Origin of the sequence: Aeromicrobium sp. CTD01-1L150 (assembly GCF_041951745.1) — a bacterium.
GTDB lineage: Bacteria > Actinomycetota > Actinomycetes > Propionibacteriales > Nocardioidaceae > Aeromicrobium.
Genome location: NZ_CP169555.1, coordinates 3,005,902 through 3,021,488, shown reverse-complemented (window position 1 = coordinate 3,021,488; position 15,587 = coordinate 3,005,902). Strand labels below are relative to the sequence as shown.

The 15,587-nt window shown below is 70.3% G+C and carries 14 protein-coding genes; 10 read left to right on the top strand and 4 right to left on the bottom strand.

The window, feature by feature from the left end; genetic code table 11:
• Nucleotides 1-3: 3 nt before the first annotated feature.
• The 3 genes from ACEVFP_RS14935 to rpmB all read right to left on the bottom strand — a co-directional run bounded on the left by ACEVFP_RS14935 (nucleotide 4) and on the right by rpmB (nucleotide 3,103).
• On the bottom strand, nucleotides 4-1,254 hold the full coding sequence (locus ACEVFP_RS14935; RefSeq protein ID WP_375000232.1) for an MFS transporter: 1,251 nt from the start codon (nucleotides 1,252-1,254) through the stop codon (nucleotides 4-6).
• A gap of 225 nt (nucleotides 1,255-1,479) precedes the next feature.
• Entirely contained in the window at nucleotides 1,480-2,904 is a 1,425-nt protein-coding gene (locus ACEVFP_RS14930; RefSeq protein ID WP_375000231.1) for an amidase, read from the bottom strand.
• A 13-nt stretch (nucleotides 2,905-2,917) separates the two neighbouring features.
• The gene (gene rpmB / locus ACEVFP_RS14925) at nucleotides 2,918-3,103 is read right to left on the bottom strand and encodes a 50S ribosomal protein L28 (RefSeq protein ID WP_375000230.1); all 186 of its coding nucleotides are present in this window, start codon (nucleotides 3,101-3,103) and stop codon (nucleotides 2,918-2,920) included.
• Nucleotides 3,104-3,308: 205 nt separating this feature from the next.
• On the opposite strand from rpmB, the gene ACEVFP_RS14920 reads away from it, so the two are divergent.
• From ACEVFP_RS14920 to coaD, 4 genes are read left to right on the top strand one after another with little or no spacing between them, the layout of a single operon-like run.
• Nucleotides 3,309-4,913, top strand: coding sequence for a DAK2 domain-containing protein (locus ACEVFP_RS14920; protein ID WP_375000229.1), 1,605 nt, complete (start codon nucleotides 3,309-3,311; stop codon nucleotides 4,911-4,913).
• A gap of 7 nt (nucleotides 4,914-4,920) precedes the next feature.
• The gene (recG, locus tag ACEVFP_RS14915; protein ID WP_375000228.1) at nucleotides 4,921-7,140 is read left to right on the top strand and encodes an ATP-dependent DNA helicase RecG; all 2,220 of its coding nucleotides are present in this window, start codon (nucleotides 4,921-4,923) and stop codon (nucleotides 7,138-7,140) included.
• On the top strand, nucleotides 7,140-7,724 hold the full coding sequence (gene rsmD, locus ACEVFP_RS14910) for a 16S rRNA (guanine(966)-N(2))-methyltransferase RsmD (RefSeq protein ID WP_375003851.1): 585 nt from the start codon (nucleotides 7,140-7,142) through the stop codon (nucleotides 7,722-7,724). Before recG ends, rsmD begins: the two co-directional genes overlap by 1 nt.
• Nucleotides 7,721-8,197: a pantetheine-phosphate adenylyltransferase gene (coaD, locus tag ACEVFP_RS14905; RefSeq protein ID WP_375000227.1), complete on the top strand. Its 477-nt coding sequence runs from the start codon at nucleotides 7,721-7,723 to the stop codon at nucleotides 8,195-8,197. Before rsmD ends, coaD begins: the two co-directional genes overlap by 4 nt.
• Before the next feature lie 17 nt (nucleotides 8,198-8,214).
• Here coaD and ACEVFP_RS14900 read toward each other — a convergent pair whose 3' ends face one another.
• Complete coding sequence (locus ACEVFP_RS14900; protein WP_375000226.1) at nucleotides 8,215-9,522, bottom strand: DNA polymerase IV; 1,308 nt, start codon at nucleotides 9,520-9,522, stop codon at nucleotides 8,215-8,217.
• A gap of 153 nt (nucleotides 9,523-9,675) precedes the next feature.
• Here ACEVFP_RS14900 and ACEVFP_RS14895 point away from each other — a divergent pair, with 153 nt between their 5' ends.
• The 6 genes from ACEVFP_RS14895 to dnaG all read left to right on the top strand — a co-directional run bounded on the left by ACEVFP_RS14895 (nucleotide 9,676) and on the right by dnaG (nucleotide 15,513).
• Nucleotides 9,676-10,239, top strand: coding sequence for a DUF177 domain-containing protein (locus ACEVFP_RS14895; protein ID WP_375000225.1), 564 nt, complete (start codon nucleotides 9,676-9,678; stop codon nucleotides 10,237-10,239).
• A 2-nt stretch (nucleotides 10,240-10,241) separates the two neighbouring features.
• Entirely contained in the window at nucleotides 10,242-10,427 is a 186-nt protein-coding gene (gene rpmF / locus ACEVFP_RS14890; protein ID WP_375000224.1) for a 50S ribosomal protein L32, read from the top strand.
• Between the two features lie 62 nt (nucleotides 10,428-10,489).
• Complete coding sequence (gene rnc, locus ACEVFP_RS14885; RefSeq protein WP_375003850.1) at nucleotides 10,490-11,191, top strand: ribonuclease III; 702 nt, start codon at nucleotides 10,490-10,492, stop codon at nucleotides 11,189-11,191.
• The gene (gene mutM, locus ACEVFP_RS14880; protein ID WP_375000223.1) at nucleotides 11,184-12,044 is read left to right on the top strand and encodes a bifunctional DNA-formamidopyrimidine glycosylase/DNA-(apurinic or apyrimidinic site) lyase; all 861 of its coding nucleotides are present in this window, start codon (nucleotides 11,184-11,186) and stop codon (nucleotides 12,042-12,044) included. The genes rnc and mutM overlap by 8 nt, the downstream gene beginning before the upstream one ends.
• A 143-nt stretch (nucleotides 12,045-12,187) precedes the next feature.
• The gene (locus ACEVFP_RS14875) at nucleotides 12,188-13,417 is read left to right on the top strand and encodes a deoxyguanosinetriphosphate triphosphohydrolase (protein ID WP_375000222.1); all 1,230 of its coding nucleotides are present in this window, start codon (nucleotides 12,188-12,190) and stop codon (nucleotides 13,415-13,417) included.
• A gap of 221 nt (nucleotides 13,418-13,638) precedes the next feature.
• Nucleotides 13,639-15,513: a DNA primase gene (dnaG, locus tag ACEVFP_RS14870; RefSeq protein WP_375000221.1), complete on the top strand. Its 1,875-nt coding sequence runs from the start codon at nucleotides 13,639-13,641 to the stop codon at nucleotides 15,511-15,513.
• The last annotated feature ends 74 nt before the right edge of the window (nucleotides 15,514-15,587 follow it).

The window sequence follows — 15,587 nt, the reverse complement described above, 5'->3', positions numbered from 1 at the left end:
CCTTCAGTCGCCGATGGCGTTCTTGTGTGTCTCACGAGCGAGGTATGCGCTCACCACCGCGAGGGCGGCCATCAGGGCGACGTAGATCGAGACCGCTGAGGTCGAGCCGAAGCTGGTGAGGAGAAGCTGCGCCGTGAATGGGGCGATGGCACCGCCGAAGACGCCGGCGATCTGGAATCCGAACGACGAACCCGAGTTGCGCACCTTCGTGCTGAACATCTCGGCAACGAACGCTGCGAGTGGACCGAACATGATGCCCTGAGCAGCGATGCCGATGGCGATGGTCGTGATCACCAGTGCTGGGTTGGCGGTATTGATGAGTGGCCATGCGACGAAGGCCCACACGCCCACGGAGACAGCCCCGACGACGTAGACAGGACGACGACCGTAGTGGTCCGAGAGCGCAGCCGACATGGGGATGATGAGGAGCTGTGCGACAGATCCGGCGATGACTCCGTAGAGACCGACCGATGAGTTCATCTCCAACGTGGAGACCAAGTAGGAGAGTGCGAAGACGGCGAAGACGTAGTAGGAGACATCAGAGGCGACGCGCAGACCGATGGTCAGCAGAATCTGCCGCCAATGAGTGCGCAGCATCTCGCGGAACGGCGCCTCGACCTGATCCTGTTCTGCGAACAGTGGGGACTCATCGACCGCGACGCGAATCCACAGGCCGAGGACGACCAGCAGTGCACTTGCGATGAACGGAATGCGCCAGCCCCAGGAGACGAACTGCTCCTCCGGCAGCGTTGCACTCATGACGGCCAGCGCACCGACGGCGAACAGGTTCCCGACCGGAACGCCCAGTTGGACCGCTGAGGTGAGTAGGCCACGAGCATCACCTCGTCCTCCGGCCTCGGCGTGCTCGGCAGAGAGAGTGACGGCCCCACCCCACTCCCCGCCGATGCCCAGCCCCTGGACCAGTCGCATGAGGACGAGAAGCAGCGGGGCCCAGACGCCGATCGCGTCGTAGCTGGGGATGCATCCGATGAGGAAGGTGCCACCGCCGGTGATCGACAACGTCACGACGAGCACGGTCTTGCGCCCGATCGCGTCGCCCATACGCCCGAAGATGACTCCACCGAGCGGTCGGGCCAGGAAGGCGACTCCGTACGTCATGAAGGACAGGAGGATTGCTGTCTGCGGGTCCGACTCGGGGAAGAACACCATGGGGAAGACGAGCGCCGCAGCGGATCCGAACAGGAAGAAGTCATACCACTCGATGGAGGTGCCGACGAACGCGGAGAGAACCACTCGACGGACCTGCGGCCGCGGAGCTGTCTCAGTTCTTGGGGCTGTCATGTCCCGTCCTTTCGTGTCCGGGACACGCTAGGAAGGCCGTGGAAGACCCGTCCAATATCGATTTCAGTCGTGGTGATACGCATGGAGAATCATGCCCGGCCAGCGGTGTGATGAACGGTGACCGGTCGGATCGACGTCGTCAGCAGCCGGCTCCGAGGTCACGCCCGCGCGAAGACCTCAGTCCTGGATGCGGGCGAACGGTCGAGCTGCCTCGAGCTCGTAGGCCGCTTCCAGCAGGGTGCGCTCGTCGCCGTGGAGTGCCGAGAGGTGTACACCGATCGGCAGGCCCTCGGTGGACGTCGCCAACGGCAGCGACATGCCCGGGGCGCCGCACGCGTTGTGCAGGGGCGTGTACGAGACGTACGTCAGGAGCCGCTCGAACATCTCCGGGAACGGAACCGTGGGAGAGATGTGGCCCAGCGGGGGCGTCACGTGCCCGAGCACCGGAGAGAGCGCCACGTCGATCCCGGCGGCGGCGAACTTCTCCTGGTAGACCCGCTCGGACCGCTTGAGCGTGTGGACCGCGGCCGGGGTGCGCCAGGCGTTGCGCAGGAACCGCCCGGCCAGGAACTGGGTGAGCGGATCGGTGGCCGAGGCGTCGAACTCCGGATGGAAGAGCCTCTTGCCGAACCTCTGTGTCGAGAACGCCAGCAGTGACCAGTAGTGCGCGAAGGCGTCCTTGAACCTCTCGACCACCGGCAGGTCGATCTCGACGACCTCGTGCCCCAGCTCCTCGAGCAGCGTGGCGGTGGACAGCACGGCGTCGCGGGTCTGCTCATCCGGCGGCCCGGTGAGGGAGTCGATGAGCAGACCGACCCGCAGCCGACGTGAGGACGGTCCCTCGACGTAGCCGACATGCGGCAGACCCGGCGCCGCACGGTGCGCCTCGGCCCCGGCCAGGAACGCGGCGGTGTCACGCACGGAACGGGTGACGACGCCGTTGCTGACGATGTCGACCGGCATCGAGGCGGCCTCGGCGGCCTGGGCGACGCGGTCGCGCGTGGGCTTGAGCCCGACGAGCCCGCAGGCGGCCGCAGGGATGCGGATGGAGCCGCCGCCGTCGTTGGCATGGGCGAGGGGCACTGCGCCGGAGGCGACGAGCGCAGCGGCACCGCCGGAGGAGGCGCCGCTGGAGTAGTCGGTGTCCCACGGGTTGCGTGTCGGGGGGAGGTGCTCGAACTCGGTGGTGGCGTTGAAGCCGAACTCCGGCATCGTGGACTTGCCCATCACGACGACGCCCGTGGAACGCAGCTGGGTGGTGAACGCGGCGTCGGCCCTGGCGGGCTCGGCGGGGACGGCGAGCGACCCGTGACGCGTGGGCAGACCGAAGACGTCGGTGTTGTCCTTGACGAGCGTGGGCACGCCCCGGAGCGTGCCGCCGTCGCGCCGGTCGGCGGTGGGACGGCCGGCCTGGCTCAGGGCCCGGTCGAAGTCGCCGACCACCAGCCCGTTCAGCACACCCTCGACCTGCTCGATCCGTGCGATGGCAGCCTCGACGGCCTGGACGGCGGTGATGTCGCCCGCGGACACAGCAGCGGCGACCCCGACTGCGTCGAGGTCGCCGAGTGCGTCGTCGTTGAAGGCGTGGACGCGCCTACTCATGCACGTCCGCGTGTCAGCGCGAGACCTTGCCGGCCTTGAGGCACGACGTGCAGACGTTGACCCGCTGGGGCGTGCCGTCGATGACGGCACGCACACGCTGGATGTTGGGGTCGAAACGACGCTTCGTACGCCGGTGCGAGTGCGAGACGTTGTGGCCGAAGCCGGGTCCCTTGCTGCACACATCACAGACCGCTGCCACGGCGACCACTCCTGAGAAATCTGGTGAACTGAACTGAACGTGCTGGGTGAAGCTTGATCCTGGGGTGCCGCGCGGCGACGCGCCACGGGGCAACCGCTCAAGGATAGCCGATCGCCCCCGCTCGCGGCGAATCGGCCGGGCGGCCCACGAATCGCCCGGCCGGCGTGGCCGCGGGCGTGACGGTGGCGGGCGATAATCTCCCACCATGGTCCTGCAGCTGCGTCCCGATGCCTTCCGCGTCTGGACCCAGCTGTGTGTGGAGTCGTTGTCACGCACCCGCGCGGAGATCGACGCGTTGAACGTGTTCCCCGTGCCCGACAGCGACACCGGCACCAACTCCTACCTGACCATCGTCGCAGGGGCGGAGGCGGTCGCCGCGCTCGGTGAGGACGCCACGTTGCCCGAGCTCGTGCGGGTCTACACCGACGGCCTGCTCACGGGCGCCAAGGGCAACTCCGGGGTCATCCTCTCCCAGCTCGCGCGGGCCACCTTCGGCGCCATCGACGTCGATCAGCCCCTCACCGCCGAAGTCGTCGCGTCGGCGTTCCGCGCCGCGTCCGATGCCGCGCACGCGGCGGTCGGCACCCCCGTGGAGGGCACCATCTTGTCCGTCGCGGCAGCCGCTGCGCAGGGAGCTGAGGCGGCGGCCGAGGCCGGCCTCTCCGGTCAGCAGGCCTTCGCGCGGGCGGCTGGGCAGGCCCGTGAGGCGCTGGAGCGGACGCCGCAGCAGATGGAGATGCTCGCCAGGGCGGGTGTGGTCGACGCCGGCGGGCGGGCGCTCGTCGTGGTGCTCGATGCCACCGAGCAGGCGCTCACCGGGCGCACGCCCGAGCGGGGCCGCACGCACGTCCCCGTACCCGAACCGCTCCCCGCCGCCGGTGATGACTTCGTGGCCGGCGGCCCGGCCTATGAGGTCATGTACCTGCTGGAGGCCGACGACCCGCAGATCCCGGCGCTGCGCGACAAGCTCCAGGGGCTGGGCGACTCCCTCGTCGTGGTGGGGGGCGAGAGGCTCTGGAACGTCCACGTGCACGTCGACGACGTGGGGGCCGCCATCGAGGCCGGCATGGCGGCCGGGCGCCCCTATCGCATCGCCGTCACCCACTTCGCCGACCAGATCGCCAGTCAGACGGCATCTGCCCGCGACCGAGGGCGGGCCGTCGTCGTCGCCACCACCGGCAGCGGGGTCTCCGCGCTGTGCCGCGAGGCCGGTGCGGACGTGCTGGAGTTCACCCGTGCGGCGCCGCTCGGGTTCGCGCAGATGACCGCCGCGTTGCGTGAGGCCGGCGCGGACGAGGTCATCGTGCTGCCCAACAACCAGCGTTACGTCGGTCTCTTCGAAGCAGCGGCCCGTGAGGCCCGCGAACAGGGCATCCGGGTGGCCGTCATCCCCACCCACGCCCAGGTCCAGGGATTGTCGGCGCTCGCCGTGCACGATCCCGGCCTGGGCTTCGACGACGACGTCGTCGCGATGTCCAGCGCTGCTGCCGCCACGCAGCACGGCGCGGTCACGATCGCCACGGAGCCTGGCATCACCATGGCCGGCCCCTGCCGCGCCGGTGACGCCCTCGGGGTGGTCTCCGGCGACTTCGCGGTCGTCGGCACCGACCTCGTGACGGTCGTGGGCGACGTGCTCGACCGGTTGCTCTCGCCCAGTGCCGAGCTAGTCACCCTGGTCCTCGGTGAGGGAGCGGACCCCGGTCTCGCCCGCGAGCTGGAGAGCCGGATCCGCGACGAGCGCGTCGACCTCGACGTCGTGGTCTACGCAGGGGAGCAGGAGAACTACCCGCTCTTCATCGCGGTGGAGTGAGCCCGCGATGAGTGCTGCCGTCACACCAGCCACCCGGCTGCGGTCCGTCGTGGGGGACAAGACGTCCAGGGCGCTCGCCAAGGCGTTCGGGATGGAGAGAGTCGACGACCTCCTGCGTCACTACCCGCGGCGCTACGTCCCGCTCGGGGAGCTCACCGATCTCGCATCGCTGCGGGTGGGCCAGTACGCCACGGTGATGGCGCGGGTGGCCGAGGCCAAGAACCACAGCTTCCGCCGAGGCCGGGGCCGGCCGGACACGCGCACGGAGGTGACGGTCACCGACGGCAACACGTCGCTCACCCTCACCTTCTTCCGCCAGCCGTGGCGCCAACGCCAGCTGGCTCCCGGGACGGTGGGCCTGTTCGCCGGCGAGGTGGGGGAGTTTCGCGGCCGGCTGCAGCTGACCCATCCGTTGTTCGAGCCGATCGAGGGTGAGGACCAGCAAGGAGGGCAGGCCCTCCCCGACGGCCGGATCGCTCGAGGGATCATCCCCATCTATCCGGCCAGCGGCAAGGTTTCGTCCTTCACGATCGAGAAGGCCGTCGCGCAGGTGCTGGCCGTCACCGACGTCGACGAGCCGCTGCCGGAGTCGGTACGCACGACCCAGGGACTGCCCGGCGCGGCCGAGGCGTTCGAGCACGTCCACCGCCCGCGCGAGGCCGCGCAGTGGCAGCGCGCCCGGGACCGCTTCCGCTTCGAGGAGGCGTTCGTCATCCAGACGGTCTTCGCGCAGCGGCGCCGTGCCGCCGCACAGGACGCCACGGTCGCCCGGCCCCGGCGCGAGGGCGGGATCCACGACCTGTTCGTGCAGCGGCTGCCGTTCACGCTCACCGACGGCCAGCAGCAGGTCGTCGACGAGATCTCCGCGGACCTCGCGGCCACCCACCCCATGCATCGCCTCCTGCAGGGTGAGGTCGGCTCGGGCAAGACGATCGTCGCGCTCATGGCGATGCTCCAGGTGGTCGACGCCGGGGGGCAGGCGGCCCTGCTCGCGCCCACCGAGGTGCTCGCCGCGCAGCACCACCGTGCCATCACCACGATGCTCGGTACCCTGGCGGCCGAGGGGATGCTGGGCGGTGAGGAGCAGGCCACCCGGGTCCGCCTGCTCACCGGCTCCATGGGGGCGGCCGCCCGACGTGAGTCGTTGCTCGATGCCGCGTCCGGTGCGGCGGGCATCGTCATCGGGACCCATGCGCTCATCCAGGACAAGGTCCAGCTGGCCGACCTCGGGCTGCTGGTCGTCGATGAGCAGCACCGCTTCGGGGTGGAGCAGCGTGCGGCGCTCGTCGACCGGGCGGAGTCGCGCCCTCACGTGCTGGTCATGACGGCCACGCCCATCCCGCGGACGGTGGCCATGACGGTCTTCGGCGACCTTGAGGTCTCCACGCTCACCGAGCTGCCGGCCGGCCGACAGCCCATCCAGACCAACGTCGTCCCGGTGGCCGAGCGGCCGGCGTGGCTGGAGCGCGCCTGGGAGCGCGTGGGTGAGGAGGTGGCCAAGGGACGCCAGGCGTACGTCGTCGTCTCGCGCATCGGCGCGGCGCCCGGCGGGGCTGCCGGGCCACGGGCGGCGAGTGAGCACGCCGGCGAGCACGAGCGTTCCGATGATGCACCAGACACGCGTTCGCTCGTCGACGTCCACGCGGAGCTGTCCACGGGGCCGCTCGCGGACCTGCGGGTCGAGGCGCTGCACGGTCGGCTCCCGCCGGAGGAGAAGGACGCCGTCATGTCGGCGTTCGCCAGGGGCGAGGTCGACGTCCTCGTGGCCACCACCGTCGTGGAGGTCGGTGTCGACGTCCCCAACGCCACGGTCATGGTCATCCTCGACGCCGACCGGTTCGGCATGTCGCAGCTGCACCAGCTGCGTGGCCGTGTCGGTCGCGGTCGCGAGCCGGGCCTGTGCCTGCTCGTCACCGACGCCGATGCCGAGTCGCCGGCCGCCGAACGGCTCACCGCCGTGGCAGGGACCAACGACGGGTTCGAGCTGTCCCGCCTGGACGCCGAGCTGCGCCGCGAGGGTGACGTGCTCGGTGCCAGCCAGTCCGGGTTCCGCTCCAGCCTGCGGCTGCTCTCGGTGGTGAAGGACGAGGCGGTGATCGCCGAGGCACGCGATGTCGCCACGGCCGTCGTCGAGCAAGACCCCGAGCTTGCCGACCTGCCCATGTTGCGGGCAGCGATCGCCCGGCTCGAGGAGACCGAGCAGGCCGAGTACCTGGAGCGCACGTGATGCGCATCATCGCGGGCCAATGGGGTGGTCGGCGGTTGCGGACCCCGTCCGGCGAGGGGACCCGCCCGACGTCGGACCGGGTGCGCGAGTCGTTGTTCTCCTCCCTGGACTCACTGCTCGGCGGGTTCGAGGGCGTGCGCGTCCTGGACCTGTTCGCCGGGTCCGGGGCCCTGGGGCTGGAGGCCCTCTCACGCGGTGCGGAGTCCGCCGACCTCGTGGAGTCGAACGGGCGCGCCGCGTCCGTGGCCGCCGGCAACACGCGAGATCTCGGTGCCGCAGCCACGGTGCACCGGGCGACGGCGCAGCGATTCGTCGCCGACCATGGCGGCCCGCCGTGGCACCTGGTGCTCATCGACCCGCCGTACGCCCTGCCGGCCGATGACGTCACAGACCTGCTCACCGCCCTGGTGCCACACCTCGACCCTGATGCCGTGGTCGTCGTGGAGCGCTCCAGCCGCGACTCCCTCACCTGGCCGGAGGGCCTTGAGGCCGTCCGGGACAAGGCGTACGGCGAGACGACGCTTTGGTACGGTCGGCCCGTCGCAGGGCACCAACCATCTCTTCAGTCCAGGAGCACACCGTGACGAAGGTCGTCTGCCCCGGGTCGTTCGACCCCGTCACCAACGGCCACGTCGACATCGTCGAGCGTGCCGCGCGGCTGTTCGACGAGGTCGTGGTGGCCGTCGGCGTCAACGAGAGCAAGAAGCGACTTTTCTCCCTGCAGGAGCGGATCGACATGCTGCGGCGGGCCACCGAGCACCTGCCCAACGTGAGCGTCGCGTCCTTTCAGGGGCTGCTGGTCGACTTCTGCGCCGAGCACGGCATCGCGGCCATCGCCAAGGGCCTGCGTGCGGTCTCGGACTTCGACTATGAGCTGCAGATGGCGCAGATGAACGGCAACCTCACCGACGTCGACACCCTGTTCATCCCCACCAGCCCCGAGTACTCCTTCCTGGCCTCGAGCCTGGTCAAGGAGGTCGCCCGGGGTGGCGGCGACGTCAGCGGCCTCGTGCCGGACTTCGTGCTGGAGCAGATGAAGGACGCCTTCACCCGCTGAGCCAGGTCCACCGGACCTCAGTCCGGCAGCGTCGGCATGGCGGGACGCGCTGATCGCCCCACCTGCGCGGCGCGGGTGACCGCGTGGGAGCCGAACCGGCCGCGCACGGCATCCAGGGCATCGTCGAGCGGTCGCGTCAGTGCGGGTGCGAGGGGTAGCTCCAGCTGCTCACCGTGGTCGTCGAGTCCGGCGCACTGCACGCCCACCAGGGTGATCCCGCGGTGCTCGATCTCCGTCGTGCGAGCGTGCAGGAGCGTCATGGCCGTGCTCAGCAGGACGTCGGTGTGGGCACTGGGGCGGGGGAGCGTGCGCGACGACGTCGAAGCCGTGAAGTCGGCGAACCGGACCCGCAGCACGACGGTGGAGGCGGTGCGGTCGGCGCCACGCAGGCGTCCGGCCACGCGATCCACGAGCGTCGCCAGCACGATCTCGACGTCACGCTGGGTGCGCTCGTGGCGACCGAGTGCGTGCTGCGCACCCATCGAACGGCGTCTGCGTCCGGTCTCCACGCGACGTGGGTCCTCGCCCGAGGCGAGGGTGTGCAGGTGACGCGCTGCGCCCCGGCCCACGAGCGCGGCCAGCTCGCCGACCTCGAGCCGGGCGACATCGGCGATGGTCCGGATCCGTGCATCGTGCAGCTTCTGCGTCGTCCTCGGCCCGACGCCCCACAAGGCCTGCACCGGCAACGAGTGCAGGAATCGTCGCTCGTCTGCGAGGGGGACGACGAGCAGTCCGTCGGGCTTGGCCATGGCGCTCGCGACCTTGGCGAGGTACTTGGTGCGTGCGACACCAACAGAGATGGGCAGTCCGACCCGTTCGCGGACATCGGCTCGCAGCTGCGCCGCGATCGTCGACGGTGCCCCGCGGATGCGACGCAGACCGCCCACCTCGAGGAACGCCTCGTCGATCGAGACGCCCTCCACCAGTGGGGTGGTGTCGGCGAAGACGGCGAACACGTCCCGACTCGCCTGGGAGTAGGCCTCCATCCGCGGGGGCACCACGACGGCGTCAGGACACAGGCGCAGCGCCTGCCGGCCGCCCATGGCGCCCTTGACACCGCGGGCCCGTGCCTCGTAGCTCGCCGCCATGACCACACCCCCGCCTGTGCCTTTTGCCGCCCGTGGCCCGGCACCCCCGGCTGTGCCTTTTGCCGCCCGTGGCCCGGCACCCCCGGCTGTGCCTTTTGCCGCCCGTGGCCCGGCACCCCCGCCGACGATGACTGGGCGTCCGCGCAGGGACGGGTCGTCGCGCTGCTCGACGGAGGCGAAGAAGGAGTCGAGGTCGGCGTGCAGCACCGTCCCCTCGTTCTGCGCGCTCGTCTCCATGCCGTCATGCTGGCACCGCGCACCGACCGAACGAGAGCATCTCTGCCTGCCAGAGGCCCGTGGATTGGTGTCTCCCGGGGATCCCGGGGTACCATCGACGTCGGCCTGTTCGCAGGCCGTGATGTGTCGTGCACTTCGACGGACGGATCTGACGTGCTTCCCGGACCACTGGTCTTCGACACCCAGGTACTGGGTCGCCGGCCAGGCACCGAGAAGACGTACGTGAAGGACATCGAGGCGCCGGCAGATCTGGGTCACGACGTCATCGGCGTGCCCGAGGGATCATCCATCGATCTCGAGCTGCGGCTCGAGGCCGTCATGGACGGGGTGCTGGCCACCGGCACCGCCTCGGCGCGGACGGTCGGCGAGTGCGTACGGTGCCTGAAGGCCCTCGACGAGCAGATCGCCGTGGACTTCCAGGAGCTGTACGTCTACGAACCGGTAGCCACCGGGGAGGACGCCGACGACGAGATGGCCCTCGAGGACGAGCTGCTCGACCTCGAACCCGTCCTGCGGGACGCGGTGGTGCTGGCGCTACCGTTGAACCCAGTGTGTGACCCGGACTGTCCGGGACTGTGCCCCGAGTGCGGAGCGCGGCTCGCGGATGACCCAGGACACACACACGGCGAGGCGATCGACCCCCGATGGTCGGCCCTGAGCCACCTCAAGACACAGATGAACGAGCCGGGCCATGGCCCGGACAGCCCCAAGGAGTAATCGTGGCGGTCCCGAAGCGCAAGCTCTCGCGCAGCAACACGCGTCACCGTCGGTCGCAGTGGAAGGCCACTGCGCCGCGTCTGATCGAGTGCGCCAACCCCGCGTGCGACGCCAAGGTCCTGCCGCACCGTGCGTGCGGCGAGTGCGGCCAGTACGGCGCCCGCGGCGAGCGTCGCCAGGTTCTCTGACTCGCCCGCGGCCCGTGGGCGCCCATGGGACGCCGTCCTCCGACGGCATCGGCACGGGGTCCTTGGACGCACTGCGTGACGTGCTCGGCGTCCCTGACCTGGACGCCGAGCTGCTGGAGCATGCCCTCACGCACCGCTCGTACGCCTATGAGCACGACGGCGTGCTCCACAACGAGCGCCTGGAGTTCCTCGGAGACTCCGTGCTCGGGCTGGTCATCACCGATGCGTTGTTCACGACGCACCCGGACCTCCCCGAGGGACAGCTGGCCAAGCTCCGTGCCGCCGTCGTGAGCGCCAAGGCCCTCGCGGAGGTCGCCCACGTGCTCGATCTCGGCTCGCACCTGCGGCTCGGCCGTGGCGAGGAGGCCACCGGTGGACGCCAGAAGGCCTCGATCCTCTCCGACGCCGTGGAGGCCGTGCTCGGCGCGGTGTACGTGCAGTTCGGCATCGAACGTTCCTCCGAGGTGATCCACCGGGTCTTCGATCCCTTCCTCGCCCGCGCCGCCGACCTCGGGGCCGGCCTGGACTGGAAGACGTCGCTGCAGGAGATCGGCGCCGACCACGACCTCGGGGTCCCCGAGTACGCGATCGTCGGCACCGGCCCGGACCATGACAAGACCTTCACCGCCCGGGTCTACCTGCGGTTGCGGGTCTACGGCGTCGGCACGGGCAGGTCCAAGAAGGAGGCCGAGCAGAAGGTCGCCGAGATCGCCTGGCGGGCCCTGCAGGCCGAGCTCTCGCCGGCCGACGCCCTCGATGCCTGAGCTTCCCGAGGTCGAGGTCGTCCGCCGGGGGCTGGACGCGCACGTCGTCGGCCGGGTCGTCGTCTCGGTCACCGTGCTGGAACCACGCTCGCTGCGGCGCCACGAGCCCGGCCCGGACGACTTCGCGGCTCGGCTGGCGGACCGCCGGGTGGTCGCGGCGCGGCGTCGGGGCAAGTACCTCTGGCTGGCGCTGGATGATGAGACCGCCGGGGACGCCGTGCTGTGCCACCTGGGCATGAGCGGCCAGATGCTGATCAGCGATGCCGAGGCGCCCCCACCGCGGCACCTGCGGGTGGTGCTCGGGCTGGACGACGGCCGGGAGCTGCGCTTCGCCGACCAGCGGATCTTCGGTGGGATGTCGTTCAGCGAGGACGGCGCGGTGCTGCCCACCGAGATCGCGCACATCGCCCGCGACCCGCTGGACGATGCCTTCGACCCCGCGGGCTTCGCGGCGGCGCTGCGGCGGCGTCGCACCGGCATCAAGCGTGCGCTGCTGGACCAGAGCCTGATCTCCGGCGTCGGCAACATCTATGCCGACGAGGCGTTGTGGCGCAGCCGCCTGCACTACGCCCGGGACACCCGTAACCTGCGGCTGCGTGAGATCGAGACGCTCGTCGGCCACGTCACCGACGTCATGGACGAGGCACTGGAGCAGGGCGGCACGTCCTTCGACGCCCTGTACGTCAACGTCAACGGCCAGAGCGGCTACTTCGACCGGTCGCTGTCCGCCTACGGTCGCGAAGGTGAGCCATGTGAGCGGTGCGGCACCCCGATTCGTCGCGATGCCTTCATGAACCGCTCCTCCTACACCTGTCCCCGCTGCCAGCCACGCCCCCGCCACGGCCGCTGGTGACCGCCAATTCCCATGACGTCATGGGAATTCGGCCTTGGTGCACGGTTCTTGAACGATCGCACGGTGAACTTCACGTGCAGCCGGCGAGAACCATGCACGACGGCTGCGGAGCGCGGATGGGCTGACGCGGTAGCCTGCGCGACGTGGAGAGCCCCTACGGGATCGAGGCACGCGCTCGCCTCGTCGCCGAGCCGCCCAAGCGCGCCGGTCGTACGCCCTTCGAGCGGGACCGCGGCCGCGTCGTGCACAGCGCTGCCCTGCGCCGACTCTCCGCCAAGACCCAGGTGATGGGCGCCGGCTCCGACGACTTCGTGCGCAACCGGCTCACCCACTCGCTGGAGGTCGCCCAGGTGGCGCGCGAGCTGGGGGAGTCCCTCGGCTGCGACCCCGACGTCGTCGACTCCGCCGCCCTCGCCCACGACCTGGGACATCCGCCGTTCGGCCACAACGGCGAGGTCGCCCTCGACGACGCGGCCGTCGCCTGCGGCGGGTTCGAGGGGAACGCCCAGACGCTGCGGATCCTCAGCCGGCTCGAACCCAAGACGTTCGCCCCCGACGGCCGCAGCGTCGGCCTCAACCTCACCCGCGCGACGCTCTCGGCGTGCGTCAAGTACCCGTGGATGCGTGGGGACGCTCCGGACGGCGGCCCCAAGTACGGTGCATACGCCGACGACCTGCTGGTCTTTGAGTGGCTGCGCGAGGGAGCCCCCGAGCGACGCCGCCCGGTGGAGGCGCAGGTGATGGACCTCGCCGACGACATCGCGTACTCCGTCCACGACGTCGAGGACGGGGTCGTCGGGGGATGGTTCAGCCTGGTGGCGCAGCGGCTCGACGTCCCGGCGGTGCACGAGGTGGCCCGCGACTGGTACGACCCGCAGGCCGACGACGCGCGACTGGATGCCGCCCTCGGACGCCTGCAGGAGCTGCCGGAGTGGCCGCGGCAGGAGTTCGACGGCGACCGAGCCGGTCACGCGGTGCTCAAGGGCCTCACCAGCGCCCTGATCGGCCGCTTCGCCGTCGCCGCGCAGCAGGCCACGCAGGACCGATGGGGGCCGGGTCCGCTCACCCGGTTCGACGCCGACCTTGAGGTCCCCCAGGGCACGCGCGACGAGATCACGGTGCTCAAGTCCATCGCTGCGCACTACGTCATGCGCTCGACCTACCGCGCGGACCAGCTCCGCGAGCAGCGGGAGGCGCTGACGGCCCTCGTCGCGCACCTGGTGGCGGGGGAGGGGCGTGACCTCGAGACCGAGTTCGCGGCGGACTTCGTCGCTGCTGCCGACGACACTGCACGGCTGCGGGCGGTCATCGACCAGGTGGCCAGCCTCACCGACGTCTCAGCGCGTCTGTGGGTGCAACGTCTGCTCGACTGACGCTTGATCGACTCCCGCTTGATCGGTGCTTCAGCAACCGAAAGGACGACGGCCTGCCGTATCGGTGCCGCAGCAACCGAAAGGACGACGGCCTGCCGTATCGGTGCCGCAGCAACCGAAAGAGCGTTCTTTGGGTTGCTGAAGCACCGATCAGACGGCCCCGGGGGCTCAGCACGCATGGGCACCTGCCCAGCAGTTGACCTGCCACCTAGGATCGGCTTGTGGCGGGACGGATCAAGGACGAGGACATCCAGCTCGTCCGCGAGCGCGCTCGCATCGACGAGGTCGTCGAGCAGTACGTCACGCTGCGCAACGCCGGCGGCGGATCACGCAAGGGGCTGTGCCCGTTCCACGACGAGAAGACCCCGTCGTTCAACGTCCGGCCGGCGCAGGGCTTCTACCACTGCTTCGGCTGCGGCGCCTCCGGTGACGTCTTCACCTTCCTGCGTGAGATCGAGGGTCTCGGCTTCGTGGAGTCGGTCGAGCGGCTCGCGGCCAAGTACGGCATCCAGCTGCAGTACGAGGAGGGCACCCCCACCGGCCCGCGCCGCGATCCCCGTCAGCGCCAGCGGCTTCTGGAGGCGCACCGCATCGCGGGGGAGTTCTACGCCGAGTACCTGAGCTCCTCGCCCGAGGCCCAGGTGGGCCGCCAGTTCGTCACCGACCGCGGTTTCGACCAGGCAGCCGCCCAGATGTTCGGCATGGGGTTCGCGCCGCGCACGGGTGAGGCGCTCGTCTCCCACCTGCGGGGCAAGGGGTTCACCGACGAGGAGATGCTGGTCGGTGGCTTGGCCTCACGAGGACAGCGCGGCCTCTATGACCGGTTCCGCGGGCGGCTGCTGTGGCCCATCCGGGAGATGACCGGCGAGATCATCGGCTTCGGTGCGCGGCGGATGTTCGACGATGACCGGGTGGAGGCCAAGTACCTCAACACCTCCGAGACCCCCATCTACAAGAAGAGTCAGGTGCTCTACGGCATCGACCTCGCGCGGCGCCAGATCTCCGGGTCGAGCCAGGCCGTCGTGGTCGAGGGCTACACCGACGTCATGGCCTGCCACCAGGCCGGCGTCCGCACGGCCGTCGCCACGTGCGGCACCGCCTTCGGGGACGACCACGCCCGCGTGCTGCGCCGTGTCCTGCTGGACCACGGCACCCTGCACGGCGAGGTGATCTTCACCTTCGACGGCGACGAGGCAGGCCAGCGCGCCGCCATGAAGGCCTTCGAGGGTGACCAGGCGTTCGTCGCGCAGACCTACGTCGCCGTGGAGCCGCGCGGTATGGACCCGTGCGACCTGCGGCTGGCCGATGGTGATGCGTCGGTGCGCGAGCTCGTCGCGTCGCGGGTGCCGCTGTACCGCTTCGTCCTCGACAACATCCTGGGCCGCTATGACCTGGACCGTGCCGACCAGCGCATCGACGCCGTCCGGGAGTCGGTGGGGCTCACCTCCTCCATCCGCGACAAGAGCAAGGTGGAGGAGTTCCTGCGCGAGATCGCCACACAGGTGGGCGTCGACGTCGACCAGGTCCGCACCGAGCAGCGTCGACACAAGGCGACGCCGGCCAAGCCGCAGGGCCGTCCGGCTGCTGAGGTGCCTGAGGAGAGTGGCCCGTCGGCCCCGTTCGCGAGCTTCGGGGCGCCGCAGTTCGCTGACGAGCGGGAGGCACTCAAGGCCATCGCGCAGTACCCGCACCTCGCGGCGCCGCACCTGACGGACGTCCACGAGAACGACTTCACCCATCCCGTCGCCCAGGAGCTGTGGCGACGGCTGAGCGAGCATGAGTTCCCGACGCAGGCCGATGCGGGATGGTTGCCCCGTATCTCCGACGCCATGCCGTCGGAAGACCTGCGGCGCGTGCTCGCGGTGGCTGCGGTCGAGCCGCTGCGCTCCAGCGAGGCGGCGACCGGTGCCGTGGTGGCCTCGGTGATCGCCCGGCTGCAGCTGCTGACCCTCGAGCGCAGCATCACCGAGATCAAGTCCAAGCTGCAGCGGACCAATCCGGTCGATGAGGCCGAGTCCTACAACCGGATGTTCGGCGAGCTGATCGCGCTGGAGCAGCAGAAGCGTGAGATGCGGGACCGCTCGCTGGGCGACTGAATCCACAGGGCGGGCCGTCACGGGGCCTGTGTCCACAGGGGGTTGCGACGCTCGCCCGCCGGTGACGATGTGGC